The 26,014-nt window shown below is 38.2% G+C and carries 14 protein-coding genes, 1 pseudogene and 1 other annotated feature; of the genes and pseudogenes, 4 read left to right on the top strand and 11 right to left on the bottom strand.

Annotation, left to right across the window (positions count from 1 at the left end; genetic code table 11):
- Window positions 1-13 precede the first annotated feature (13 nt).
- Both addA and F0161_RS10695 read right to left on the bottom strand, forming a co-directional pair.
- Window positions 14-3,730 (bottom strand): helicase-exonuclease AddAB subunit AddA, encoded by a 3,717-nt coding sequence (gene addA / locus F0161_RS10690; protein WP_150204565.1) that lies wholly within the window; start codon window positions 3,728-3,730, stop codon window positions 14-16.
- Window positions 3,730-7,278 (bottom strand): PD-(D/E)XK nuclease family protein, encoded by a 3,549-nt coding sequence (locus F0161_RS10695; RefSeq protein WP_190318872.1) that lies wholly within the window; start codon window positions 7,276-7,278, stop codon window positions 3,730-3,732. Before F0161_RS10695 ends, addA begins: the two co-directional genes overlap by 1 nt.
- Before the next feature lie 156 nt (window positions 7,279-7,434).
- Between F0161_RS10695 and F0161_RS10700 the strand changes: the two genes are divergently transcribed.
- Complete coding sequence (locus tag F0161_RS10700; RefSeq protein WP_137601398.1) at window positions 7,435-8,787, top strand: aspartate aminotransferase family protein; 1,353 nt, start codon at window positions 7,435-7,437, stop codon at window positions 8,785-8,787.
- Window positions 8,788-9,619: 832 nt separating this feature from the next.
- On the opposite strand, the gene ltrA is transcribed toward F0161_RS10700, so the two are convergent.
- The 4 genes from ltrA to F0161_RS10720 form a co-directional block, all read right to left on the bottom strand.
- Window positions 9,620-11,005 carry a group II intron reverse transcriptase/maturase gene (gene ltrA, locus F0161_RS10705; protein ID WP_150204692.1) on the bottom strand — a complete coding sequence of 462 codons (1,386 nt, stop codon included), beginning with the start codon at window positions 11,003-11,005 and terminating at the stop codon, window positions 9,620-9,622.
- Between the two features lie 1,095 nt (window positions 11,006-12,100).
- Window positions 12,101-13,573, bottom strand: coding sequence for a cardiolipin synthase (cls, locus tag F0161_RS10710; RefSeq protein WP_225423128.1), 1,473 nt, complete (start codon window positions 13,571-13,573; stop codon window positions 12,101-12,103).
- 507 nt (window positions 13,574-14,080) lie between these two features.
- Window positions 14,081-14,425 carry a chromate transporter gene (locus tag F0161_RS10715; protein WP_150204567.1) on the bottom strand — a complete coding sequence of 115 codons (345 nt, stop codon included), beginning with the start codon at window positions 14,423-14,425 and terminating at the stop codon, window positions 14,081-14,083.
- Window positions 14,422-14,964 (bottom strand): chromate transporter, encoded by a 543-nt coding sequence (locus F0161_RS10720; RefSeq protein ID WP_190318873.1) that lies wholly within the window; start codon window positions 14,962-14,964, stop codon window positions 14,422-14,424. The genes F0161_RS10715 and F0161_RS10720 overlap by 4 nt, the downstream gene beginning before the upstream one ends.
- A 102-nt stretch (window positions 14,965-15,066) precedes the next feature.
- On the opposite strand from F0161_RS10720, the gene F0161_RS10725 reads away from it, so the two are divergent.
- Window positions 15,067-15,939: a LysR family transcriptional regulator gene (locus F0161_RS10725; protein ID WP_150204569.1), complete on the top strand. Its 873-nt coding sequence runs from the start codon at window positions 15,067-15,069 to the stop codon at window positions 15,937-15,939.
- Window positions 15,940-15,943: 4 nt separating this feature from the next.
- Here F0161_RS10725 and F0161_RS10730 read toward each other — a convergent pair whose 3' ends face one another.
- Together F0161_RS10730 and F0161_RS10735 are read right to left on the bottom strand one after the other, a co-directional pair.
- Window positions 15,944-16,324 (bottom strand): VOC family protein, encoded by a 381-nt coding sequence (locus F0161_RS10730; RefSeq protein ID WP_150204570.1) that lies wholly within the window; start codon window positions 16,322-16,324, stop codon window positions 15,944-15,946.
- A 377-nt stretch (window positions 16,325-16,701) separates the two neighbouring features.
- Window positions 16,702-18,279, bottom strand: a complete 1,578-nt coding sequence (locus tag F0161_RS10735; RefSeq protein WP_150204571.1) for a helix-turn-helix domain-containing protein — start codon at window positions 18,277-18,279, stop codon at window positions 16,702-16,704.
- A gap of 174 nt (window positions 18,280-18,453) precedes the next feature.
- Between F0161_RS10735 and F0161_RS10740 the strand changes: the two are divergent.
- Window positions 18,454-19,869 (top strand): annotated as a pseudogene (locus tag F0161_RS10740) (amino acid permease).
- Window positions 19,870-19,956: 87 nt separating this feature from the next.
- Here F0161_RS10740 and F0161_RS10745 read toward each other — a convergent pair.
- Entirely contained in the window at window positions 19,957-21,495 is a 1,539-nt protein-coding gene (locus F0161_RS10745; RefSeq protein ID WP_150204572.1) for a multicopper oxidase family protein, read from the bottom strand.
- Between the two features lie 359 nt (window positions 21,496-21,854).
- Here F0161_RS10745 and F0161_RS10750 point away from each other — a divergent pair, with 359 nt between their 5' ends.
- Entirely contained in the window at window positions 21,855-23,090 is a 1,236-nt protein-coding gene (locus F0161_RS10750) for an IS110 family RNA-guided transposase (RefSeq protein WP_150204573.1), read from the top strand.
- A 234-nt stretch (window positions 23,091-23,324) separates the two neighbouring features.
- Here F0161_RS10750 and F0161_RS10755 read toward each other — a convergent pair whose 3' ends face one another.
- Window positions 23,325-24,053 (bottom strand): DNA/RNA non-specific endonuclease, encoded by a 729-nt coding sequence (locus tag F0161_RS10755; RefSeq protein WP_150204574.1) that lies wholly within the window; start codon window positions 24,051-24,053, stop codon window positions 23,325-23,327.
- 555 nt (window positions 24,054-24,608) lie between these two features.
- Window positions 24,609-24,852, bottom strand: a binding site (T-box leader).
- Window positions 24,853-24,974: 122 nt separating this feature from the next.
- Window positions 24,975-25,610: a hypothetical protein gene (locus tag F0161_RS10760; RefSeq protein ID WP_150204575.1), complete on the bottom strand. Its 636-nt coding sequence runs from the start codon at window positions 25,608-25,610 to the stop codon at window positions 24,975-24,977.
- Between the last annotated feature and the right edge of the window lie 404 nt (window positions 25,611-26,014).

Raw genomic sequence — 26,014 nt, forward strand, 5'->3', positions numbered from 1 at the left:
AACGTCCTTAAGTTTAAATTTCAACTAGTTGATTAATTGATAGTAAGTATAAATATTTATGTTCAACCGGAACATTTTCAATCCTTGTCAGTGCTTCTGAATATAAGTTAACTTGTCCGCGATATTTTTCAACAATTTCGTCGATATTATCATGAACATCATCAGTCTTATAATCAAAAATCGTCACTGCACCATCATTAATAAAATATCCGTCAATAATTCCATGAATCAAAATTTCTTCATCTGAATCTTTAAGATCTTCAAATAAAGTTTTAGCCGGTAATAATAATGAGAATGGTGTTTCACGTTTTAATGAATTACCGTTTGCAATTACTTGTTGGCCAAATTCAGATTGATAGAACTCAATAATCGATTCTCGATTAATCTTCAACGCAATACTTTCAGGAATCGTTTTCGCAATGGTTAATTGTTTGATCAAACGGTCCACATCTTCAACCGTTGGCACTTGGTTTAAATCTAATAACTGAAAAATCAAATGCGTTGCTGTCCCAATTTCGGCAGCGGTTGGCGCTTTTTCTTCTCGCAAGAATTGTGGTTTACCGAACTCAACATTCGTATATCGTCCTTGTTTTTTATCAACATTTTCTAAGTCCAATTGAATCAATTCATGATTATCAGGATCATCAAAGAGACGTTTGATTTCAGAAACTGACTGATAGGCCGTTGTTTGAGTAGCAGCCCGATTGGGATATTGGTAATTCAAAATATGCTTTATCAAATTTTGTTGTTCAATAGTCAATTGTACTTGTTCTTCGTCGGTTTCTTCATTTACTTCAATCGTGTTAGGTTGCGTTTCGCTAATGCCCAAATCGGCTTCAGTGACAATATTAAATGTAAATTTAGACTTGTCTTCATTTAAATTTGGTAACGGAGCGTAACCTGAAACTAAATGCGATTTAAAGCTTGGATGCCGGGCAATGGCCATTCCAATCCACTGCATAAAATTATTAGCATTCAACCTAAGTTGCGGAGGTAACGGTAATTGAGTCGCCTGAAAAGCGGACTCCCAACTCTCTACCTTTTTAATTCCACTAAGCGCTTTGCCGGTAATAATCAAGCGCTGTTCGGCACGTGTTAACGCCACATATAACAGTCGCATTTCTTCGGCTTGATTTTTTCGATTCTTGCCATCCTTCAACAGTTGTTTTTGAATCGTATCAATTTTGATTCGTTGGGGATTCAGATAAGTAATCCCAATGCCCTTTTTACCATCCAAAATAAACGATGATTTTTGAAAATCGCTTCGATTAAATTGCCCAGTCGTATTCATCAAAATGACCACCGGAAATTCAAGTCCCTTACTCCCATGAATCGTCATCACATTAACTGTATTCGTATCAACCTGGGTTTGTGCTTCAGCTAAGTCTTGTTCTTTTTTCTGCATTTGATTAATAAAGCGAACAAATTGGAATATTCCTTTAAAACTACTCTGTTCATAATCATGTGCGCGATTATAAAGGGCATGTAGATTAGCCTGACGCTGCCGTCCACCTGGCATTCCACCAACATAATCAAGAAAACCAGTTTCTTCAAAAATAGACCAAATTAAGTCCACAAGACGATTTTGCTTTGCAATTTGTTTAAATTGATTGAGTTGGGTTAAAAACCTAGTGATTTTTTCATGCAACCGCTGACCAAATTCATCATCTTGAGCTGGTGTTCTCTGAGCAAAATCTTGCAGTGCTTGGTAATATTGATCAGTTTTATTTTGGATTCTCAAGTAGGCTAATTCATTCTCATCCAATCCCACAATTGGAGAACGTAAAACTGCCACCAACGGGATATCTTGATATGGGTTATCGATAATCCGTAATAATGACATCATAATGCGTACTTCAGTAGCTTGAAAATAGTTTTCCGAGCCACTCAGGGTGACTGGAATTCCTAATAAACCAAATTGTTCTTCAATCACTGGGTTATTTGAACGCGATGCAACCAAAATCGCAATATCTCCGTACTCAATTGGACGATCTTGACCAGTTGAACGATCAATCACCGTCTCGTGTTCTTGTACCATCTTTTGAATTCGTTGACCGACCATGACAGCTTCTCCAACTGTTTTATCGATATTTTCATCAGTACTATCATCGTCATCTTCAGTATAATTCTTCGATTCTTCTTTGACTGAATTTGATTCATATAACAAAATTTCAGCAGGTGCATCCTTAGTCGTATCATAATCATTCACTGCCCCAAATTTTAAATGGGCATCGTCATCATATTCCATTTCGCCAACGTTAGAATCCATTAATTGTTCAAAAATTAAGTTGGTAAAATTAATTACATTCCCAACCGAACGAAAGTTTTCAGCTAGCACAATTGCTTCACCATCGGGGTTAGAGGATTGTCTATACTGATCATATTTACCCATAAATAAGCTAGGGTCGGCTTGTCTAAACTGGTAAATTGACTGTTTCACATCCCCAACCATAAACATATTGCCCGGTTCTTTACTGACAATTTGTTGCAAAATGCTTTCCTGTAATTGGTTCGTATCTTGATACTCATCAACCATTACTTCGGAATAATGCGACTTTAACTGTTCAACCACTGCTTGTCCTTCAGGTGATTCATTCGTTAATATTTGATAGGCAAAATGTTCCAAATCGTTAAAGTCGAGTGTATGTTTCAGTTGCTTTTCTGCCGCAAATGCAACTCGATAAGCTTTGACAACTTCTACTAACTTCGCAACCAAAATTTCTGTTTCACGTGTAACATTTTTTACATCGGCCTCATTTTGAAGAAAATACATATCCTTCAGTTTCAAAATGATAGCTTTGGCATGATTACGTGCTTCCTTAATTGGTTCAAACGCAGCTGCGGCATCTGGATCAGAATTTTTTCGAGGGCCCAAGAATTTTTTGAACTCACAATTATGAAACAACTCGAAACTTTTATCCCACATGTCATTTTTAACCGAGAACACAATCCCCTGTAATTGTGCCATTTCATTTTCCAAAATAATCCGCGGTTTATCAAACACATCTTCCCCCGCAGCATTCATCGCCATTTCTAGTTCTGATTCTGCTTGCTGTAGCTCTTCCAATAATATTGGTAATAACTGTTGCTGGTATAGGCTAGTCTCGACAAAATTGGCATCATCTAATTGATACGATTTAACTAAAGCATTTAACCACTTTTCTGGGTCTGGTGTCGCATTAGCAAATTCATCGACCTTTTGTACCACTTCTGTCAACCCGTCATCACTGCGATCATTAGAAAAGTTTTGCGTTAAACGTTCAAAAACATCATTATTTTGGGCATAAAATTCTTCGCGTACATCATCCCAGACGCTTTCACGCAATAACTGTTTCTCAGTTTCATCAGTCATTAATCTAAATTGTGGATCCAAGTCAATCACATAGTAATATTGCTTGATGAGATGCAAACAAAATGAGTGCAGTGTACTAATATCTGCAACAGCTAAACGGTTAATTTGAATTTTAAGGTGGGCTTTTAATTGATCATCATCAGTTGCGTCAATAGTTTTGCGTAATGCTTTAGCAATTCGATCGCGCATTCCCTTCGCGGCAGCGTCAGTAAAAGTAACCACTAATAGCTCATCAATATTTTCATGATGTAACAGTTTTTGAATTACTCGTTCAACGAGGACTGATGTTTTACCTGAGCCAGCGGAGGCGGAAACTAAGATATTTTGATTACCATCTTCAATCGCTTGTAATTGATGGTCTGTAAAGTGAGTTGCCATTATTTACCGTCCTCCTTAAGCAATTTAAAAAAGTCTTTATTTGCTGGCAGTTCAATGTCGTGATAATTGTTATCGGGTAACATCGCGTCAAATTGGAAAATGTCTTTATATGGTGAGTATTGCAAGGCGGTTTTCTTTTGACTGTAGCGTGCTGGATTTAATTCCACCGAACCGGCAAAGATTTTATTTGCCGCATTAACAATCCGTTCTTCATTTCGATCCAATAATAATTGTAATTGCTCACGGGTAATTAAACTGCTATTACTGCCTAAGCGACTACCATTTTTATCTTCACTTTTATTAAATGAAAGTGGAAAAACCAATGATTTGCCAGCTTCATCCCCATTTAATGATAAATCAATCGAATCAAGCAACGATGGATCCTTAATCAAGATACCTTTGTACATATTAGCCTTCAGTCGTGCAGTTTCCAGATTGGTTTTCATATCCGCCAATTTAAAGGTGGGATTTTGAATGTGTAAATATAAGGCACTCGACAGGACACTTCCATCAATACCTAATTGACTAGTATCCTTTTGTAACACATTCAGATAAGTCATCATTTGCATGGCTAACCCAGCATAGACTTCAGAAAATTTAACATCTTTGTCACCCGACTTATAGTCCACAATTCCAGCAAAATTTTGTTTGTCTGCAATCATGGTGTCGATTCGATCAATTTTTCCACGCACCCGCACTTGCTTTCCATTGTCCAAGTCGAAATTAAGTCCTGGGATTCCGGTTTGACCATTAATGTCACCAAACATCACTTCGGACCGTAATGGATCCATTCTTGATTTAAGGCTTTGCTGTTTTAATGTCTGCGCAATTTGTAATACTGTGGCTTGTAATTGGAGGCCAATATAATTCATCCGATGTGAACTATTAAGGATCATAAACTGCGGTTGTTGAATAATTTCCTGGGTAATTCGCGGAATCATTTCATTAATTTCGTCCATCGAAACGGTCCTAATTGTTTGCCCTTTTTTCACCAGTTCCTTAATAAACCCATCCAGAACACTATGGAATAGTTCTCCTGAATTGGCGGCCGTTAATTCAAATTCATCTCGTTCTTGAAGCTTCAAACCAAATTTTAAAAAGTAAGCATATTCATTTTGATAAAATTCTTCGAGTTTGGAAACTGAAGTGCGAATCGTATCCCCATACAAACCATTAACGATATCAGGTTTCAAAGCGACCGGTTGATTATGATAAATCAGTCCACCCATCGAACGATGATAATGATTTTGAAATGCTGAATTATGTTTTAGGTAGTTATCAATAAACCGCCAGGCATCATTTTTAACGGTTTTTAAATCTAGCGCTAACCGTTGTACTCTGACCAACACACTTAAGGTTGACGAAGGAGTCCCAACATATTGTGTAGCTTTATGATCTGTAATCTGTGGCGAAGTTTGATATTTAGCTGCCTGCAAGCCAAAGTGATTCATTAAAGAAATCGTGTAAGGTGACATCTTATATTCGTGACCATCATCATCCATTGTGGCAAAAGAAATAATTAGCCGTTCATTGCCATTCACTAACGCTAGGTAATTGACAAACGATTCATTCACTAACTGGTCAATGTTCCCGGCAGGTAAAAATTGCGTATCATCTAACAGGCCTTCAAAGGTTTCCTTATCTTGATCTGATAGGAGTAACTGTGTGCTGCTAGCTTCTGGCATCACCTGATCATTGGCGCCGACCACAAACACGACCCGTTTCTTCTGACTCTGGACAATCCCAATTTCTGAAATCACTACTTGATCTAAAGTTGACGGGATTTGTGAGTAGGTTGCTGAATCAAAACCTGCTTGCATTAAATTATTAAAATCATCAACGTCAAATGGTTGATCACCTAAAATTGCCACAAACTCATCTAACGTACCGCAGAAAGTCTGCCAAACTTGTTGAGCTTGATCGGCTACTTCAAGATTACCCGCCTCATTTTGTTCTTGATACCAAGCCTTTAGCTGTTCGTCGACCCCTACTTCAATTAAAAATTGATAGAGAACGGTGGCGGCTTGCGTACCGGTCACTGCCGCATCCAGTTTTTTAAAGAACGGTGGTAAAATTTCTTTAATGTAGTGGCGAATTAAGTTAATTTGGCGAGTCGCAGTTTCAACTTTGTCTGACTGTACACCCATATCGTTGTCTCTGAATTGGAAGTACTGCCAGTCATCTTTACGTACCCATGTTTCACCATGAAATCCCGTTTTTAATAACCAATTTTCAGTAATAGCCAATGCATCCCGAAAATCTGTGGCTGACATAGATTTACCATCAACTTGGGGAATTAATAATTCAGTTTTCAACAGTTGCATGACATCGGCATGACGATAGTAATGACTCTTCACATTGAAAAGCGCATTTAATAGCGCCACCAACGGATGATCATTCATTAATTTTTCGTGGTCATCAAAAACCGGAATATCAAATTGCTTAAACGTTGGTAGTAGGGCAGAACTATAAACATCCATATGTTTCGTTAAAATCAGAAAATCACGATAACGATATTTACCAGTGGCCACTAATTGACGAATTTGCCGCGCCACTTGTCGTAATTCCGTCAATCTGCTATCAGCTGTAAAAACCGTCACAGCTGATTGATCAGCTAACTTTGTCGGCAGAATTTGTGCCATCTTCGCATCTGCAATGAGTAAATCTTCAACTTGTTTTAGGTCCGATGTTACACGTGAAACTTTAGCATACGTATCAAACTCATGGTGCACGTGGAAAGTTTCCGCAACATTATACAAGCGATGGTACAGTTTACCAGATTCCACAAACATATCATTGACATCGGGTACATCTTGGATAGCAGGTTTATCTAATTCTAAAGCCATCACCACCGTCTTAGCTTGTTTAATTAATGCAGTTGCGATATTTAGCTCGCTGGCCGTGAATTGGGAGAATCGATCCAAATAAAAATGGGCATGGCTAAAATCATTACTTTCTAAAAAGTCAGCTAACTGTTGATACATTTCCGAATTACCTAAATATTGACCCACCATCGCAAGTTCGTATTCACGATAAATAATCACTAAATCGTGTAATTTAGCGTTCAGCGTTTGATTAGTTTGAGTTACTTGATTGGCTAACTGTGCCAAATCATCAGCGCTAATATTGGCTTGCTTCAGTTCTTCTAATTGTCGTGTAACTTCCCCAACAAAACCAGCTTGGTCAGCTTCACCTGCATACAATTTCAGCTCACCTTGATGTTTTTTCATAATTTGAAAGACTAACATGTTCAAACCGTTAGTCGAAATCCGTGGTACTTGATACCCTGCCGTATTGCGTAAAAAGAACCAAGCCAAGCGGCTAAATGACAACACCTGCAACTTGGATTGGGCGTACATGTCGGCCTCATCACCCTGCAGTTTTCCCAGACGTGACAGAACGTCCAACTCAGATTCAAACTTAATATGGTTGGGAACTAGATAATAGAACTGATCATTGGGAAATTTTTCCATATCTTCAGCCAAGCGTTCCACCATGGCCTGTTGATGATCCATCGCTGCAGTTCCTAAAACAAATCCTAAGCTCATCAATAACTCCCCTTTGCAACACATGTTCAATGCTTAAATGTGCCCTATATTTTTCAAAAAACTATCACCATTATTTTAGCATTGATATAGTTGAATTAAAAAATTAATATCGGTATGATTGATAATAATTACATTAAAAAGAAATGAGGAAATATCATGGCTTGGGAAAACGATTTAGGCGACCAACTTTTCCATCAAAATATGGACAATGTGGCACCGACCGGAATTATTCAATATTATAATCTCGTCGTCAAAGAAGCTCGCGGTGCTGAGGTGACTGACGTTGAAGGTAAGCAATATATCGATTTACTTGGTAGTGCATCTGCCATGAATGTTGGTCACAATCATCCCCACGTGGTTGAAGCCATGCAGCGTCAAATTAACGAACTCGTCAGTTATGATGCCGGCTATTTTACCAATCCAACCAGTATTGCTTTGGCGGAACGCTTAGCTAATCTAGCGCCCGGTGATGGCAAACATAAAGTTGCTTTCGGTACTTCCGGTTCTGACGCAAACGACGGCATTATCAAATTTGCTCGTGCAGCTACCGGTCGTTCTTATGTCGTGTCCTTTGAAGGCAGTTATCATGGTTCAACTTTTGGCGCATTATCAGTTGGCGCCTGCGACGTGGATATGGTTCGCAAAGTCGGTCCATTGGTGCCCAATATCGTACACGTTCCCTTTCCTGATTTATATCGTCATTATCCTAATGAAACTGAACATGATATCGCCATGCGTTATTTGGCCGATTTCATGCGTCCCTTCAATACTTACTTACCAGCTGAAGAAGTGGCCTGTGTCTTAATTGAACCAATTCAGGGGGACTCTGGAATCATCAAACCACCCGCTGAATATATGCACGCCATCTATGACTTTTGTCAGGAAAATGGCATTTTATTTGCCGTTGACGAAATCAATCAAGGACTTGGCCGCGCCGGAAAAATGTGGTCAATTGAACATTTCGGGATTGAGCCTGACTTAATTTCAACAGGTAAGTCAATCGCTGCTGGCATGCCTCTCAGCGCTGTAATCGGTAAAGATGATATTATGAACTCACTTGGTACTTCTGCGCATGTTTTCACTGCAGGCGGTAACCCAGTTTGTGCAGCTGCTTCATCTGCCGTACTCGATGTTATCCGAGACGAAAAACTCGCTGAAAAATCCACTATCGATGGTGAATATGCCAAAGCCCAATTTTTAAAACTCCAAGCTCGTTTTGACTTTATTGGCGATGTGCGGATGTTTGGTCTCAACGGTGGTATTGAAATTGTTAAAGATAAAGAATCAAAAATTCCCGATAATGATGCTGCTGCACATATTATTTTTCGCGCCTTCCAAAAGGGCTTAATCTTGGTTAAACTTGCCGGCAATGTACTTCGCTTCCAGCCGCCACTTGTGATTACTCGTGATCAACTTGATCAAGTTTTTACCATCCTGGAAGAAGTTTTTGAAGATTTCAAACAAAATAAAATTGAATTACCCGACGAATTAAAAAATATGGTGTGGTAGTAAATAAGTGATGAAAAGCTCGATTAATTAGTGAGCACTAACAGAAAGTAGCTTGGTTACGGTTCCTGTAACAAAGATATTTTTAGTTAGGCGGAACTGATTGAGCTTTGAATCCGTTAAATAAGAGTGTGTTTCAAAGCGATTAACTTCGGTGCAATTAACGAAGAATAATGTAAATAGATTTGTATTTTAATCGATTTACATTATTTTAGTTAAGTGACGGAGTTGCTTTGAAATGCACGTTTAAAAAATAAGTGATGACAAGCTCGGTTAAATAGTACGTAAGAATTTAAAAATAACACTAAATTTAATTAGTTGATGTTTATTCTACTATGTATTATATTGGTAGATGAAAAGAGAGTTAGCTGCGGTTTCAGCTAACCCTCCACCTAACATCAGTATCATTTGTTGAGTTTAAAGCGGTCGCTTATGCGATTGCTTTATTTTTTGCTCTTAAACACATGTACAAGAACAATCACAATATTTAAAATATTGGTGACTGCCTGACATATGTCGCAGAATAGTCGCAAACTATCAACAAATGATTCCTTTCATTAGTTTTCATGATGTATCCCCCCTGAACATCAGATTTTTTTGATGAGGAGCACAAAATGATACTAAAATCGTTAGGGTAGACTTGTTAGTAGTCTACATAGTATAAGTACGAATAATTGCCTCATTTTCCTTTAAAATAAAATATTTATATTTTTCATTGCCTGCCAATGATTTAAAACTTAACTTTTTCCCAATCGAGTAGGAGGCAGTTGATTAGTTCAGCTACCGACCTCTCACACCACCGTACGTACGGTTCCGTATACGGAGGTTCAGTAATTTAAGCATTTTGAATAGACTGGAATACCTTGGAGAGATTCATCAATCCAAGTTGTTCCAGTTTTTCGTTTGTTAACGTATAAAGTAGTGTTTTGCTATGTGCTGTGCGCCAGTAACCCTTGCGGGTATAAGCAGCTAGCCGAGCATCATTCTGATTCAAACCTAGTCGTTTCAGGTTAGTGATCTTCGTTTTGATTTTCTTCCATGATTTCCAGATGTATTGTCGAACTCTAGACCGTAGCCACTGATCTATTCGTTTCAAGAAGTTTGTCATCTTACCAGATGAGTAGTATTGAATCCATCCGCGCATTTTTCGTGTGATTTCCATAAACATTTGTTCAAGTGAAATTCCGCGATTGCGTTTCGTAATTCGTTTGAGTTCCTGTTTGACCCGTATTTGGGATTGTTTTGACGGCCTTGAGAAAGCACCACCCCTACCAACTCCCAGTGAGAATCCCAGAAATTTCAATCTCAATGGTGACCCGACTTTACTTTTGTCACGATTGACGGTTACTTTAAGATTCTTTTCCAGAAATCTACTAATACTCTCAAGTACCCGGTGACCTGCTCGTTTACTCTTAACGTAAATATTGCAGTCATCCGCATATCGGACAAAGTGGAGACCTCGTTCCGTTAATACTTTATCCAGCTCATTGAGATAGATATTCGCCAATAGTGGTGACAGTGGTCCGCCTTGCGGGGTTCCCACGACACTCGCTTCGAAGGTTGAACCAGTCATAACACCACTAGTCAAAAACTTTCGAATTAGCTTAATCAACCAAGGATCATCAATATATTGTTCGATATACTTGATCAGTAAATCATGATTGACTGTATCGAAGTATGCCTTTAAATCAAGATCAACCACGACGTGGTAACCCTCGTTATACAGCGATACCACTCGTTTAATTGCATCTTGCGCACTTCGATTAGGTCGAAAACCAAAACTATTATTTGAGAAAACTTGTTCAAAAATTGGAGACATCACTTGTGCGATTGCTTGTTGTATCATTCGGTCAATTACCGTTGGCACGCCTAATTTTCGCACGCCACCATTTGGTTTGGGTATTTCTACCCGTTTAACCGCCTTCGGCCGGTACGTCCCATCATTCAACTGATGAATAAGTTCAGTTTTATGAACTCTCAAATAACCTAACAGATCATCGATGGTCATTCCGTCGATGCCTGCGACACCTTTATTACGCACAACCCGTTGATAGGCCAGATTCAAGTTATCTCGATCCAACACGCGTTGTTCAAACTTAATGCCACTCATCATCGTTGTTTCATTAGAATTCATCCTACGCGCCCCAGTTTGTTCTTGGTCTTCCAGACCTACCATCCACTGGTGGTCAGCTTTGTTTTCTGTTTTCTGCGATCGTCGCATAAATTCCACCTCCATAATCAATGTGAGTTATTACTGTTCAGCCCTTCGTGACGAAGTCACTACTATAGCCTCGGCTGACTCCTGATAAACTCAGTATTCCATCACTGAAACAGTTGTCCTGTAGAACTTGATTGCTCTTCTTGTCGGGACTTGTCTATCAGGCCTCCCCGGGTAAGAACGTCAACTTTCATACCATGTCACCATTAGCTTTACCATCGTGATTTTGAGTAGTATCGGACTTCGATTTGTTGGGCAATCTTATCCAATCAGTTCTGGCCTTATAGCTACTTCTTGTTCATTGGTGCGGTATTTTGCTCCTCAGACTTCCTTCAGATTCCACTTCACAGTGGACACCCTTGTCCTTGGCTAGTGGTTCCGACTACTACGGCCCACAGTGGACTTTCACCACCTAGTTGGCGCCCATGCCGGGCGCACCCAAAAAAGCACCATCAGTCTTTTCCACTGATGATGCTTCCGGAAGGACGGTCGGTAACTACAATCTCTGGAGGCCTTCTCTGGCTGCTCAATCTTATTGTGTTACGCCTAATAGTTCCTAGTGCACGCTGGTGGCTAGCTCTGTCCGAATTTTTTCGATATTATGAGCCACTCTTACGCTGCTTCTGACCTACTAATCTTCGGTTACCAGAAACACACTTCTTGACATCGGTGAGGTTGTTCATAACGAATCAATTCCTCATCAATCCGCTTCAAGAACTTTTATGTCCTTCCTCATAAATAAATATATCATAGTTTGTAAGCGGTTGCAATAATAATATTCATTAATTGTGATTATATGAGCTAAGCACAATACAAACATTGATACCACAAGTCTTTTAAATATTGTTAAGGATTTATTAAGAACAATTAGTGTGCAACATCTGCTAACACGCTTTAAATTAACATAGTGAATTTATATAAATATTCTGGATTCTAAAACTATTTTGAAGAATTTGGCGATTGACAACCGAGTGATTGTGAATTTCATAACAATCCCTGGATGATATTTGACGGTTCCTTCAAATTGTTAATTTAAACTTGTTTAGGCGAATATAAAAACTACCCAATTTCATCTTAGAAATTGAGTAGTCTACTTGTTTATAGAATTGGCGAAAGTAATCTTGATAAGGTTTGTTTAATCCTTAACCATAATGATTGCTCTTCAAAATCTTTCGGAGTCATCATTTTGCTTGCTCTAATATCTTCTAAAAAAGCATCTTCTAGATCATCTGCAGTATCTTTGTCATACAGAAATGCATTGACCTCAAAGTTCAATTTGAAACTACGAAAATCCATATTAGCTGAGCCAACAGATGCTACTTTCCCATCGACTACCATAGTCTTAGCGTGCATAAAGCCATTTTCATAGAAGTAAATTTTTGCTCCTGAATTTGCTAAATCATGTGCATAATATTGCGAAGCACGGTACACGAATGGATGATCTGGCATATTGGGAATCATTATCCTTACATCAACCCCAGACTTAATTGACAACTTCAAAGCATCTAAGACACTATCATCAGGAATTAAATAAGGTGATTGAATCCATAGCTTGTCTTGTGCCATGTTGATTAATTTCAAATAACCTAATTTAATTTTTTCCAAATCATGTTCTGGTCCGCTAGAAACAATTTGCAATTGTCGATTACCATTCGGACGGTCAATTTGGATATATTTGGAATAATCAGTAATCTTGATTTTGTTACTTGTTGCACTCCAGTCCCGTAAAAAGCGTGATTGTAAGGACAGTAATTTTCCTTCAATCCTTAAATGAGTATCACGCCAATAGCCAAACTTTTTGTCACGACCTAAGTATTGATCACCAATATTAAAGCCACCAATGTATCCAATTTCTCCATCAATGACCACAATTTTTCTATGGTTACGAAAGTTCAATCGTAAATTCAAAAGATTCGACCCAACTCCCAAGAATTGTTCCGCAAAACCACCATTAGCACGTAACTGATCAAAAAATTTACGTTTGGTTCCCATCGATCCCCATGAATCATACAAGACTCGCACTTCAACGCCCTCAAGCGCTTTTTTCTCTAATTCTCTTAAGATTGCATTTCCAATTAGGTCATTGTAAAATGTGTAAAATTCAATATGAATATGTTTAGTGGCAGCTTGAATATCTTCAATCATTTTATCGAATAGCTTGGTGCCATCAGTAAAGACATCCACATTATTTTCGCGAGATAAAAAGGCGTCATCAGTATTTTGAAAAAAAGTTACTAATCGATATTCGGATTCTTCTAATCGCTTACTAGTTTTTTGATTGGCGGCAATTTCTTTTTTCTGACTCTCAATCGCCGCTTTAATATTTTTTTCTTCATCGACTTGCAATCGACTTAATCTTTTTTGAGGTAACTTTCGACCAATAATTGAGTATATAATAAGACCAACGACTGGTAATAAAATTAACACTAACAGCCATGCCCAAGTTGCCGAAATATCTCTTTTTTCCCGGAACACCGTGAAGATAGATAAAATGATATTCAAAAATATCACAAATATGATTCCATATTTGATAATTTCCCAATTTGTCATCCATAAACTTTCAAGTACCATAAAATTCCCCTCTTATTCATTCCCTCTTTAGAAAGGTGATTATTCTATGCATTTTACACTACCTATTGGCATTGGCCAATACCATGCGCTACATATGTTGTTAAAAGAGAACCCAGGACTCACAATTTGCGTGCTTTTGTTGCTTATTGTGCTGGCATTTTACTTTAAATATAAAAAATAGAGCGTTGAAATAATTGATCTGATGCCGGAGTATAAAGTGTCCAATTGTTGAGACACGTTTTGACTAGGCCATGACAATTAACGGACTCACGCTAATCATTTAGCGCGAATTAATTATCAGATTAAATATACCAATCCACCCAATAATCCAGACGCTAAGATCAGAATGATTGGATTTATTTCGTATCGTAAATAAATGAAAATTACAAGAACAATGATGCCTAATGAAGTGTAATTTATCGATAAGTGCTGCCAATTAAAGATATTTTCAACATTTAAACCAATGGATAAAATCAATAAGAAAGCAACGGCAAAGATCAGTCCCACCTAAGCAGCTTTAATACACGACAAGATTTGATTCAAATAATAATTCTTGTTAATTTTAGCTTCATATTTTACATATAAAGGAACAAAAATCATCGACGGTACGCTGACAGCCACCGTTGCAACTAATGCTGCCCAAAATCCACCGTACATTTGACCGACATACGTTGCTGAATTAATCGCAATCGGTCCTGGAATAATTCCATCGAGCGCATTCATATCGGCAAATTGAGCCATTGTCATCCCAAATTTTGATGCTTCATGATAGATCAACGACAGCATCGCATAACCACCGCCAAATCCCAAAAAGCCTATTTTCAGAAACACTAAAAATATTTTAATAATCATTTTTTCACCTGCCGACCATACGTCAGAATAATACCAAACACGATTGCCAAGACAATTAACATTGGGGCACTGACAAGGTTAAAAATTGTCAGGATAAAGCAAACCAACGCAATCCCAATATTTACGACATTATTTAAATTATATCTAGCAATTGAATAGGCTGCGGTGATTAAAAATGCTGCTGAAGTCGCTCTGATTGCACCCAAAATGCTTAAAACAATGCCATCTTGTGGTACTAATTGATACAGTACCGTCGCGATTGACATTAAAATATATGCCGGTAACACCGCCCCGAGACCTGCCGCAATCATCCCCACGGTTCCGTTAACTTTTTTACCAACAAAGCAAGCATTGGTCAATGCAATCACTCCTGGGAAAGTTTGCGACAATGTGGTGTATTCGTATAAATCTTTTTTGGTAATCAGGTTGAGCTTATCACATAATTCTCGTTCAATTACTGGGAGCATTGCCATTCCACCAGAAAATGTAAACGTGCCCGCAAGTAAATATACTTTAAAAAGAGTCATATTCTTATTCATCAGATTCCTCCACATTTGATTATACCCAGTTATTAAGATAACTAAAAATACATATATGGTAAACTAAGCATAACTAAAAAGTCATGGGGTGATGTCGTGAATTTGCGCCAATTAGAAGTCTTCTTATCAGTTTGTGAAACATTATCAATTACGCAGACTGCCAATCAATTGTATATTTCGCAACCAGCTGTTTCAAAAACTATCAAAGCACTAGAAAATGAATTACAGATTCCCTTATTTGACAGAATCGATAACCGATTACTACTAAACGAAAATGGTAAACTGTTTCGCGTTAAAGCATATCAACTAGTTCTCGATTTTAGGCAACTACAAAATTTTAATGACCATTTCTCACAACAAATCCCATTACGTATTGGGACCAGTTTAACCATCGGAAACCACTCACTACCAGCAGCCATCACACAGTTTCAGACATTGCACCCCAAAATTTCTGTAAAATTATTTGCTGAAAACGCAATCCAAATTCAACATCGCCTGGAAGCAGGTGAGATTGACCTGGCCATCACTGAAGGATTTATGACTAATCAAAATTTCGATAAATCCATTGTGTCTCGATATCCACTGTTTTTAGTCTGCGCTCCACAAAATAATTTAGCAAAGAGTGGCGTCATTGAAGCTCAGCATTTGCTCCAACAAAATTTTGTTTTACGTGAAAAAGGGAGCACTCTTCGCGACCATTTCGATGAATTAACTCATCAACTAGGTCTTGAAGTAGCTCCCATTTTAGAAAGTGTTAATACTGAAATTTTAATTCAAGCAGTGAAAGCAAATCTGGGCATTACTGTTTTGCCGTTACCTTTAGCTCAGCCGTATTTGGATGAAGGCTCGCTAGTTCGGCTTAATATATTAAGCCATCCAATGGAAACAATCAATTACGCGGTCACTCATCCTGGTAAAATAAAATCCAAAATTTATCAATCCGTCATTGATTGCTTTGTTGCGGTCGAAAAGTAACACTTCATTTCGTAATTTCAATTTGATTATTTTCAGGATCAAGCACGACGCTTTCATAATAGCCATCCCCAGTGGTTCTGGGTCCACTCACAATTTGAAAACCAGCACTGGCTAAGCGAGTAGTTATTTCATCAACTTCATTGCTATTTCCCACACTAAACGCTAAATGTGTATATCCTAATTGTTGTGCCATCAAGTGATTAGTGACATCTGGCCGTTGCATTATTTCTAGGCGCATTTGATCATCAAAGCTCAAAAAATAAGTCGACAAACCCGTTCTTGGATTGTGATATTTATCGTTCGCAGTGGCGCCAAAATAAGTTTCGTAAAACTCGCGCATTTTTTCTAAATCTTCAACGTATAGCGCTATATGTGAAATTTTCATCTGATTACATCTTTTAGTCTGATTATACAAAATATTGGTGTAATAAAATACCAGAGATTGTCGTCTATCGACAGTCTCTGACCTTTCATCTACCCATAAATATAATGTTGTGTTCGTCCACTCAAACCCTTCACCAGTTTGAAACGTGTTACCCAAATCAATAATCTCCGTCTAATAAAATGCCAGACATTGTCCAAGAACAACAATCTCTGGCTTTTCCTTAGTACTCAATTATTCCCGATTTGGTCCACACTCTAATTTGCTGAAACACGTTCCTTCAACCAATCAACTCCGTTTAACTAATAATTTAATTTTCAAACAACGAAAATCTCAATTATTTCGTTAATACTCATTGATTTAACGGTCGAAGTCACACTCTAGTTTGCCTTATGCAACCACAACGCAAATTGCACATTCTGAGCAGTTTGGGGATCACTTAGGTCAACACCTAATAGGTCCTCAACTTTTTTGATTCGATAAATAATCGTATTACGGTGCACAAACATACTCCGTGCTACTTGTGCTAATTGTTGGTGATAGTAAAAATACTGTTCCAAAGTACTTATCAAAGCTTCGCGTTCTTCCACGTTATCCATTTTTAACAAGGGTGCTAAAAATTTATCAGTAAAGTCGCTAGATTCATCGTGCGGAATTAATGATAATAACTCTTGCACATATTTTGGTTGGTAACGGCGGATTTTTAAGGCTGGATCTTGTTCGACGGTTCGACTAGCTTCACGTGATTCCTTAAAAATATCAATCAAGTTTTCAATCGTTGCCGATGACTTACTGTAACCAATCAAAAATTGATATGAGTCTGGTGTTTTGTCTGAAATGAACTCTTGCATTGCCGTCACAAAATGGTCTTCATTTTCAGAACTGTCCAACAATAAAATTAATCGTTGGCGCCAAGAAAAGACAATCGCTGGCAAGTCGTATTCATTAATAAACCAAGTCACCAATTGTTGCACTTGTTCCAAAATATGATAATTGACCATTTTGCTAGGTTCAACAGAAATCACATTCGTCATGATGGCCGTGTACTTCGTGTTCGGATTTAAATTCATCTCCAAAAGCCGTTTTTCCAATAGCTCCTTAGAAACGCCGCCGTCCAAGACATTCAAAAAGAAACCTGAGAGATTACGAAAATCACTTTCTTTTAACATATCAATTTGACTATTCACGAAGCTCAAGGTATTCATAATTAGCTGTTGCAAAATAATTCTAAATTCGTCGGTATCACGATAATTTTTCACCCCAACAAAGGCCTTATTTTCTTTAAACGCTGGAAACAATGGGAACAGTGTGTAGTCATCATCCCCCATTTCAACCGTGATTCGCTTTTCTAAGGAGAAATAATCAATCCTAGTTTCCCGGAAAAATTTCGTTAACGCATTTTCTTGCCCATGTAATTCTTGAGAAGCGACAGCCACTTGAAAGTGGCTATTCAACAAAACAATCGGGGTATCCATGATCTTTGAACCGGCCGTCAGAACTGCCTCGACTTTAGGATGTTTCAACACTAAATCTGCCAAATCTTGATTGCTTTGAATAATTTTACGCAGTTGTCCTGTTTGTTGTTGCAGCATTGCTTCGAAAAATAACTGCATTCCATCACTAAATGAAAATAAGTTTGGCATTTTAATTAGTGGGAATGCTAACCGTTCCGCTAATTCTAATAAATCGTATGTAAGAAATTCAGCTTGATTCTCCATAATGACAATTCCGGCAGCGTGACTTTCAGCTAATTGGGTAATTAATTTCGTCATTTTCTCATTGTTTTTTAACATTTCGTTATTATCAAGCAAATATAGCATGTCAGCCTGATGATACTTGTCAACCTGAGTCGTTTCAATGGTTTGAACAGTTTTAATGGTTCGATAGTTGCCATTCTCACCTGCTATGTATTTTACTCCTGATAATAAATCTTCTTCTATTAATTCCTTTAGTTTCAAGCCTTATCGCCTCCAATTTTAAGCAATTATACACTTTTTAGGCATAATAACCAATAGTAGATTTATTTTAGCCATTTCGCCCAATTATTAAAATTTGATTAAGAACTACGCTAGCAATAATCATACGAAAGGAGTGTTGATTTTGGACTTACTCAGAAAAAAGATTTATCGACGCTGATTAACGGAAGCTACGCTAGTCCGCTGAAAAAAGATCTCAAAACCTTTGATTTAACAATGTTAGGAATTGGTGCCATCATCGGAACGGGGATTTTCGTCTTAACTGGGACAGGTGCTTTGACTGCCGGGCCTGGATTAATGATTTCATTCGTGATTGCTGCAGTGGCGTGTCTGTTTGCCTCACTATGTTACGCAGAATTTGCGTCACTAGTCCCAGTCGCCGGTTCCGCCTACACTTATTCGTATACTTCAATTGGCGAGATTGTCGCCTTCATTATTGGCTGGGATTTGATGCTAGAATATTTACTGTCAGCCACTACTGTTTCAGTCGGTTGGTCAGGTTATTTTCAATCATTCCTCGAAGGCTTTGGAATTAACATTCCGACCGTTTTAACTGCTGCACCAGGTAGTTTAGCGCATGGTGTCACGTCTTACTTTAACCTTCCCGCAACTGTTATTATTTTATTAATTACCTTACTTATCTCCCTCGGGGTTAAAGAAACCAAGAGCGTGAACAATATCATGGTGATTATCAAGGTAGCTGTCGTTCTTTTGTTCATCGTCGTAGCTGTGCGGTTTGTCAAACCATCTAACTAGACACCATTAATTCCATTCGGTACTTCTGGGGTCTTCGCTGCTGCTTCGAGTGTCTTCTTTGCCTTTATTGGTTTTGATGCAATTTCTTCTTCAGCCGAAGAAACCGTCAATCCTTCGAAATCACTACCTCGTGCAATGTTCCTCGCGCTTGGGATTTGTACGATTTTGTACGTTATCGTCACCGCTATTATGACTGGTGTCGTTCATTATTCAATGTTTGCTAGTTATATTGACCGGCCTGTCTCTGCAGTTTTAAAGCTATCCGGGCAAAATTGGATGGCCGGCATTGTCGATTTAGGTGCGATTCTTGGTATGACTACTGTGATGTTAGTCATGCTTTACGGCCAAACCCGAATTACCTACTCAATGTCTCGAGATGGGTTGATGCCAAAAATATTTAGTAAAGTTAATCCTAAAACCGATACACCATTCGTCGCTACTTGGCTATTTGGCTGTATCGCGGCAGTTTTGGCTGGTTCGATTCCATTATCCGAATTAGCTGAATTAGTCAATATCGGTACCTTGTCAGCCTTTGTATTAGTCGCATTTTCTGTGATGCGATTACGCAAAACTAAACCAGACGTGAAACGGGTATTCCGCACGCCTTGGGTACCATTTGTTCCAATCATGGCAATGGCTAGTTGCTTATTCTTAATTTTCAACTTGAATCATTTAACTTGGCTCCGCTTTGTTGTTTGGTTAATTATCGGTATGTTTGTCTACTTTGGTTATTCACGTAAACATTCAAAAGTCGGAATTGACGAAATGACTAAGGACGCTTACGACGTTAAAAACGATATTAATAAAAAACTTTAATTCTCGATTAAAAAGCATCGCCATTCTTGACGATGCTTTTTTGAACCAAAACTATTTTTTACAATTGAGTCCACTCTTTAATTCACTTTACATTTTCATTCCCATCTTCATATATGATTCCATCCCACCAAGCCACAAATCCTTAGGGTCAATTCCTCGTTCTTTCGCTAGTGCGGCGGTCATCTTGTCCATATTCATTAATTCGTATTGTGGTAATGGCTGCCCCGGTTCAAACGATTGGATCTGTGCCATCATGCCACCATCTTCATGCTCTAAAATATGACAGTGGTACATATAAAGGCCTGGTAAATAAAATCTCACTTGAATGCGGACGGTTTCTCCAGGATTTACCCCTACCGTATCTTTATAACCATGCTCATTTGGATATGGGGCTTTGCCATTTCGTGAAATTACTAAAAATTCTGTGCCATGTACATGAAATGGATGAACCATCCCATCCTTCATGTCATTAGTATTCGTGATATCCCAATACTGTTCCAACCCAATTGGCTGAGTCGCATCAATTCGTTCCATCTCGAACTTTTTCCCATCGAGCATCACCATTTCGTCCATCCCACTCATCACTATTTTACGAATAGCCGTATTCGAGTCAACTTCAGGGGTGTGGATGGTATATAAGCGCTCTGGAATTGTAGTGTGATTTGCGGAAAATTCATGAATTTTAAACTGAATCAATGGCGTATCATCGGTAAATAAAGTCACCGTATCATCGGCTTGGTAATCCTTAAAATCTAGCACAATTTCAGCTCTTTCAGCACAGGTAATCATAAGATGCGTCATAGTAACCGGGTGTGGTAATAAGCTGGAATCACCGGCGACCTGCACGAATGGTAAATCATCAGAAAAATGAAGTCGCCATTCGCGGCGATTGGCTCCATCAAGTATTCGTAACCGAATTTTCTGGGTCGTCACATCAAAAACTGGATTGACCGTGCCATTAATGACTGGCGTTGGTCCTTGAATACCATCTGGATCATAACGTTTCCGATAGTCCCACTGATTATCATCTTCAAAGAAACGATCTTGAAGGATAACCGGAATGTCATCAACACCATAGTCATGCGGTAAATTCAAACCGTTTTCGCTATCATCTTTGACTATCACCATAGCAGCTAAGCCACGCCAAACTTGCTCCGCTGTTGATGGACATGGGTGTGGATGCAGCCAAGTAGTTGCACCTGGCTGATTCAAAGTGAAATCAATGGTTTTGCTTTCACCAGGATAAACGGGTGCATGACACCCACCATCAACATATGGACCAGTCACACCCAATCCATGCCAATGAAAAGTAGTCAGTTCTGGCAATTGATTTTGCAAAGTCACATGATTATGTTTGCCAACTTGATACACAATCGTTTGGCCTAGGACGCTGGTCCCGTAACCCCATGTTTTTGTTTTTGCTCCTGGTAACATTTGCGTCTCACCAGCTTGTGCAGTTAATGTATACCAGGCGTCAGTCGCAGTTTCTTTATCTGGTTTCAAAATCGAAGGTATCAATAGTTTTGTTTCCGGCACTTCAGGTACAACTAAAGGTACATAAGCCGCATCGTGAACATTGAAGGCCGTCTTATCAAAAAAATAATCGGTGAACACTTTTTCTGTCATATTTTTATCCTCCTCGTATTATATAAATATAGTCATTCAACATTCTGTAAATAATTGTTTCATTGTTGGACACCGCATGATAACCTCTAATTGTCATTGGCTTTGGTCAACTGGTATAGGTTATTTCCTCCTGTAGTTAAACTACTCTCTAAGGCTGCCGCCCAGGCAATGTTCTATAGTACCAACCACATGCTGTACCGATTATTCAATTCAACTAATTTGAGTAGAATTAGCGTAGCTTTGAATTAAATAACCCATGAGTACTAATATTGCGAGGATGTACTTAGAGATTGTAATTAGGGGCTATCATGCAGTGTCCAACTTAAGACCAGACAATTTAAATGAAAGGAGGCCAACCAATGAAATTATTTGTCGGTATTGATGTAAGCTCCAAAGATTTACAAGTCGCCATTATGTCTTCACAAACAGCTCAAGAATTACTTTTTTCTGGTTCTGTTTTAAATGACTTGAATGGCATATCTGAATTGAAACAAAAAATCTTAACTCTGAACCAACAAAACCATTATGAAAAAATTGTCATCGGTATGGAATCGACTTCCATCTATAGCTTTCATCCGGCGATGTTTTTCCAACTAGACGATGATTTAAATCAGTTTAACTTAGAGACAGTCGTTTTAAATCCCACTGAAGTTAAACGATTTAAAAATATTTTTGAAGAAAATAAAAATGATACGATTGATGCTTTTTACATTGCCGATTTTCTGCACTTAGAACGCTATTCCGTAGGAATCGTAAAAGAGGAACAGTACATTGCCTTACAACGTTTAACCCGTTCACGATTCCAACTAGCAGCTAATCTAACTGAATCTAAGCAGCACTTCATCGAAAATCTTTATTATAAGCTTAATAAACTCGTAGTTGATAAGCTAGACACCTCAATTTTTGGTGCTACGATGATGAATTTATTGTCTGATGAATTCACCAATGATGATCTCAATGCCATCCCGGTAGAAGATTTAGCGGCTTACCTTAATAAGCAAGGACATGGACGTTTCGCAGACCCACAAAAGTTAGCGAAAGCCATTAAAAAGGCCGTCCGTGGTTCTTACCGATTGGGTAAAGTAATGCAAAATTCCGTCGATATTGTGCTATCAATTTACACTTCAGAGATCAAAACATTTACCAAATTAATTAAGCAGCTGGATGATGAAATCACCAAAATGATGACTGTCATTCCTGAAGCTGCAATCCTGCAATCAATTCCTGGTATTGGGCCAGTGTATTCTGCTGGTATCATCGCAGAAATTGGTCAAATTGATCGCTTTGACAATCAAGCTAAATTAGCAAAATATGCTGGATTAACATGGAAACAATATCAGTCTGGCAACTTTACTGGTCAAGTAACTCGAATGACTCATTCGGGTGATGTTTACCTTCGGTATTATCTAATTGAAGCTACCAATTCGATAATTCGCTATGATGAAACCTTTAATCGTTACTTTACCAAGAAACAACATGAAGTTGCCAGAACACCAAGAAAACGCGCCCTCGCACTTACCGCACGAAAATTAGTCAGGGTGATCGATAAACTACTCCGCGATCATCAAATCTATCGAAAGGAGGAAATGGTATAGGTGAATAAACGAATTTAACACCTATTATCTCTTCTCAAGATTTTAAAAATAAAATCTTCGAGGTTTATTTAAGTGCATCATTTTTAGCTCTTACCACCTCTTAAGTTTGGACATTGGTAAAATTAATCTATTGACTTAATACCACATGTCTTTATTGAATACGCTTACAGAATACTACTAAAATAATCCCAGTCCAACTGAAGTAGACTGAGATTACTTTTTTATAGCATTAAATTAATTTTGAACGCTGGTCCCGTCATTATAATTCAGGGTTACATCTTGTTGAACATTGAAAATATAGATGTTAAATGAAACTTGATTATCTTCGACTGACTGAGCTTGCATATGCACACCTCGAGCTAATAACTCGTTCCCACGAAAAATCGGCTCCACTTGATAGCGTACATGGTGATTCGTTGACTTGATGTACTTAGCTACTTGGCTTTCATATTCTTCCATCCCCGGTGCATTTAAACTAGCTGTCCCGGTCATTAAATTTTTAGGATTATTATTTTCACCAGTCAATTGATACCCAATTATGTGACTTCGATTGTATAACCAAATTCGGTTACCATCAGAATTTACTTGTTTATTATGCCATCCGGTTGGTTGCACATACAGCGGATCTCGTTCCTTCGTCGGCATCAAATCTTTGCCTAACATGGCATTTGCTGTCCCCACTCGATTTGATGAATCCAAATCACTGAAAGTTTGCCAACTCCCATGGGCGATACTGAGATCATCCTTCGTAAATGTGGGCTTTCCTTCATTCACATTCACAATTTGTTGATTCGAATAATCCAATTTTTGTAAATTTTCTTTTGAAACACTAGTGGTAGCTTTATTCGTATCTGTTGTCTGGTTATTTAGTTGCGTATATCCCCCAAAGATTGCTAATGCCACGGCAATAACCAGGGTCGTAATCGATACCTTAAACTTCTTTTTCTTCCGTCTCCGAACCATAATTTCCTCCGTTGATGTGCACTTACTATTTTAACAGAAGAATTATGTTACCAAACAAAAAAGCTTCCATAAGATTGCTGGTTACAATCTGGAAACTTTTTAAACTTAATCTAAATTGGGATATATATGGTTGTGACGATATGTTTGTTCTATGTGTTCTCTAATGCAATATGTGTTTGTTCTATGTGAAACATTTTTATATGTGAAACTATAATCAGCTAACTCACGCTGAATGCTGACCAGTCATTTCGTTAATTTAATTTGGCCTTCTTAAAAGGTGGTATCAAATTAAATCCTCGATTCAAAAGATTTGATAAGGATCTTTTGAATCATAATTGCTAGTTGGGGGTATTTGAGATGATTAGTTACTTTAATCACCAAATGTCACACCTAATATATGTGTATGGCGAGAAATTGTTACTATGTGTTCTATAATTCGCTCTCTTGAGCTTTTAATCTGACTAATGTCAGAAATATCCGATTTCATCGCCACCACCTCTCTTTAGTTATTTGAATAAAAAAACGCCCTACCAAAAACCCAATTACTTGGATTTTCAATAGGACGGGAATACACCGTGTTACCACCTAAATTCACCTAAACTATCACTAGCTAGGTCTCTTTACGTACAAACATACGCAGGCACTGTAATGGGTGCTTCCAATTTACTTTACTAACCGGTTGGCTTTCAAGAAATCACTCAAGGATGATTTTCACATTTACAACGACGACCTCATCTCACCATAACTGAGGCTCTCTAACGAAGTTGCAACTGCTACTCTTTCCTCTCAAAGTGCATTAACTTTTCTCATTCAAATTTAATTATGAATTCATTTTAATCTCATTTAATGTGAGTGTCAATAGTTTTCTGAAAATAAATTATTGAGTTTTCATAAAAAAGTTAACACCCACAATTTGCAAGATTATGGATTGGCATTAGTAGTTGTATTGGCTTGCGACTGCGCCGCTGATTCTGACGCCGCCCTAGCAGAGGAAGACGATGATGCTTGCGAATTAGAAACCGATTGTGAATATGCCGCTGAAGATGCTGCTGCAGCACGAGCATTTGCTGCCGCTTGCGATTGAGCTGCCGCTTGTGCTGATGCGGCGGCTGCTCTTTGTGATGCCTGCGCCGCTTGATTTGCGGAATATTGAGCTTGATAATCCGTTGAACTTGAACTGCTACTTTTCTTTGAACTGCTCTTCTTTTTAGAACCACTATCTTTCTTCTTTGAACTCGAACTTGATTGAATATCTGATTCACGAGTGGTTGAAACTGGATCACGTTGCTTAATTGCAAATACAATCAGCACTACGACCAATAAAGCGACTAACGCTAATAAGATGACCTTCATTGGCTTGCGCTTCTTATGCGGCTTCTTAGGTCCCTTATTTTTAAGCTTCGATCCTTTTGCTTTATTTTTTCTAGCCACTTTATCTGCTTTTCGTGCAGCACGGCTTTCACCATAAAAAGGGCTTTTTGGTGTGGCTTTCGCCTGCTTAGCTTCTTTTTCTTGCGCGTGGCGACCCACTCGCGTATTAGGTTCTTCGTTATTCAAAATATCACCTCTAATAATTCTCTAATTACGTCGACGATTATACACTTCTCTACAAACATACAAAAGCCGATTAGCTTGGGGAAACTAATCGACTTCTTGGAGTAGAATTGTAACTAATTGACTAGTTACACTTTTTCATTACTTTGGAGGAGTAAATGAAAAGAGGTTTAATTGGTATACTGATAATTATAAATGGTACCTGTGAAGAAAATATGAAATTCTGGCTGCAATTCCGTAAAGAATTCAGCGTCTCAAAATTATGACTACTCGATATACCATCAAAAAGACGGCAGTTAAAAGTAGAAAAATTAGAAATATTTTTAGACTAATTAAATTCCAACCAAATAACCATGCTAACAGATCATAAACTCCTGAAAAAAACGTGAAAACTCCTAAACACCAAA

Source organism: Paucilactobacillus nenjiangensis (assembly GCF_008632615.1).
GTDB lineage: Bacteria > Bacillota > Bacilli > Lactobacillales > Lactobacillaceae > Paucilactobacillus > Paucilactobacillus nenjiangensis.

Excerpts from the sequence above, each read along its gene's own strand:
- addA (WP_150204565.1), bottom strand. The coding sequence starts at position 3,730 with ATGGCAACTCACTTTACAGACCATCAATTACAAGCGATTGAAGATGGT.
- F0161_RS10695 (WP_190318872.1), bottom strand. The coding sequence starts at position 7,278 with ATGAGCTTAGGATTTGTTTTAGGAACTGCAGCGATGGATCATCAACAG.
- F0161_RS10700 (WP_137601398.1), top strand. The coding sequence starts at position 7,435 with ATGGCTTGGGAAAACGATTTAGGCGACCAACTTTTCCATCAAAATATG.
- ltrA (WP_150204692.1), bottom strand. The coding sequence starts at position 11,005 with ATGCGACGATCGCAGAAAACAGAAAACAAAGCTGACCACCAGTGGATG.
- cls (WP_225423128.1), bottom strand. The coding sequence starts at position 13,573 with ATGGTACTTGAAAGTTTATGGATGACAAATTGGGAAATTATCAAATAT.
- F0161_RS10715 (WP_150204567.1), bottom strand. The coding sequence starts at position 14,425 with ATGATTATTAAAATATTTTTAGTGTTTCTGAAAATAGGCTTTTTGGGA.
- F0161_RS10720 (WP_190318873.1), bottom strand. The coding sequence starts at position 14,964 with ATGAATAAGAATATGACTCTTTTTAAAGTATATTTACTTGCGGGCACG.
- F0161_RS10730 (WP_150204570.1), bottom strand. The coding sequence starts at position 16,324 with ATGAAAATTTCACATATAGCGCTATACGTTGAAGATTTAGAAAAAATG.
- F0161_RS10745 (WP_150204572.1), bottom strand. The coding sequence starts at position 21,495 with ATGACAGAAAAAGTGTTCACCGATTATTTTTTTGATAAGACGGCCTTC.
- F0161_RS10750 (WP_150204573.1), top strand. The coding sequence starts at position 21,855 with ATGAAATTATTTGTCGGTATTGATGTAAGCTCCAAAGATTTACAAGTC.
- F0161_RS10755 (WP_150204574.1), bottom strand. The coding sequence starts at position 24,053 with ATGGTTCGGAGACGGAAGAAAAAGAAGTTTAAGGTATCGATTACGACC.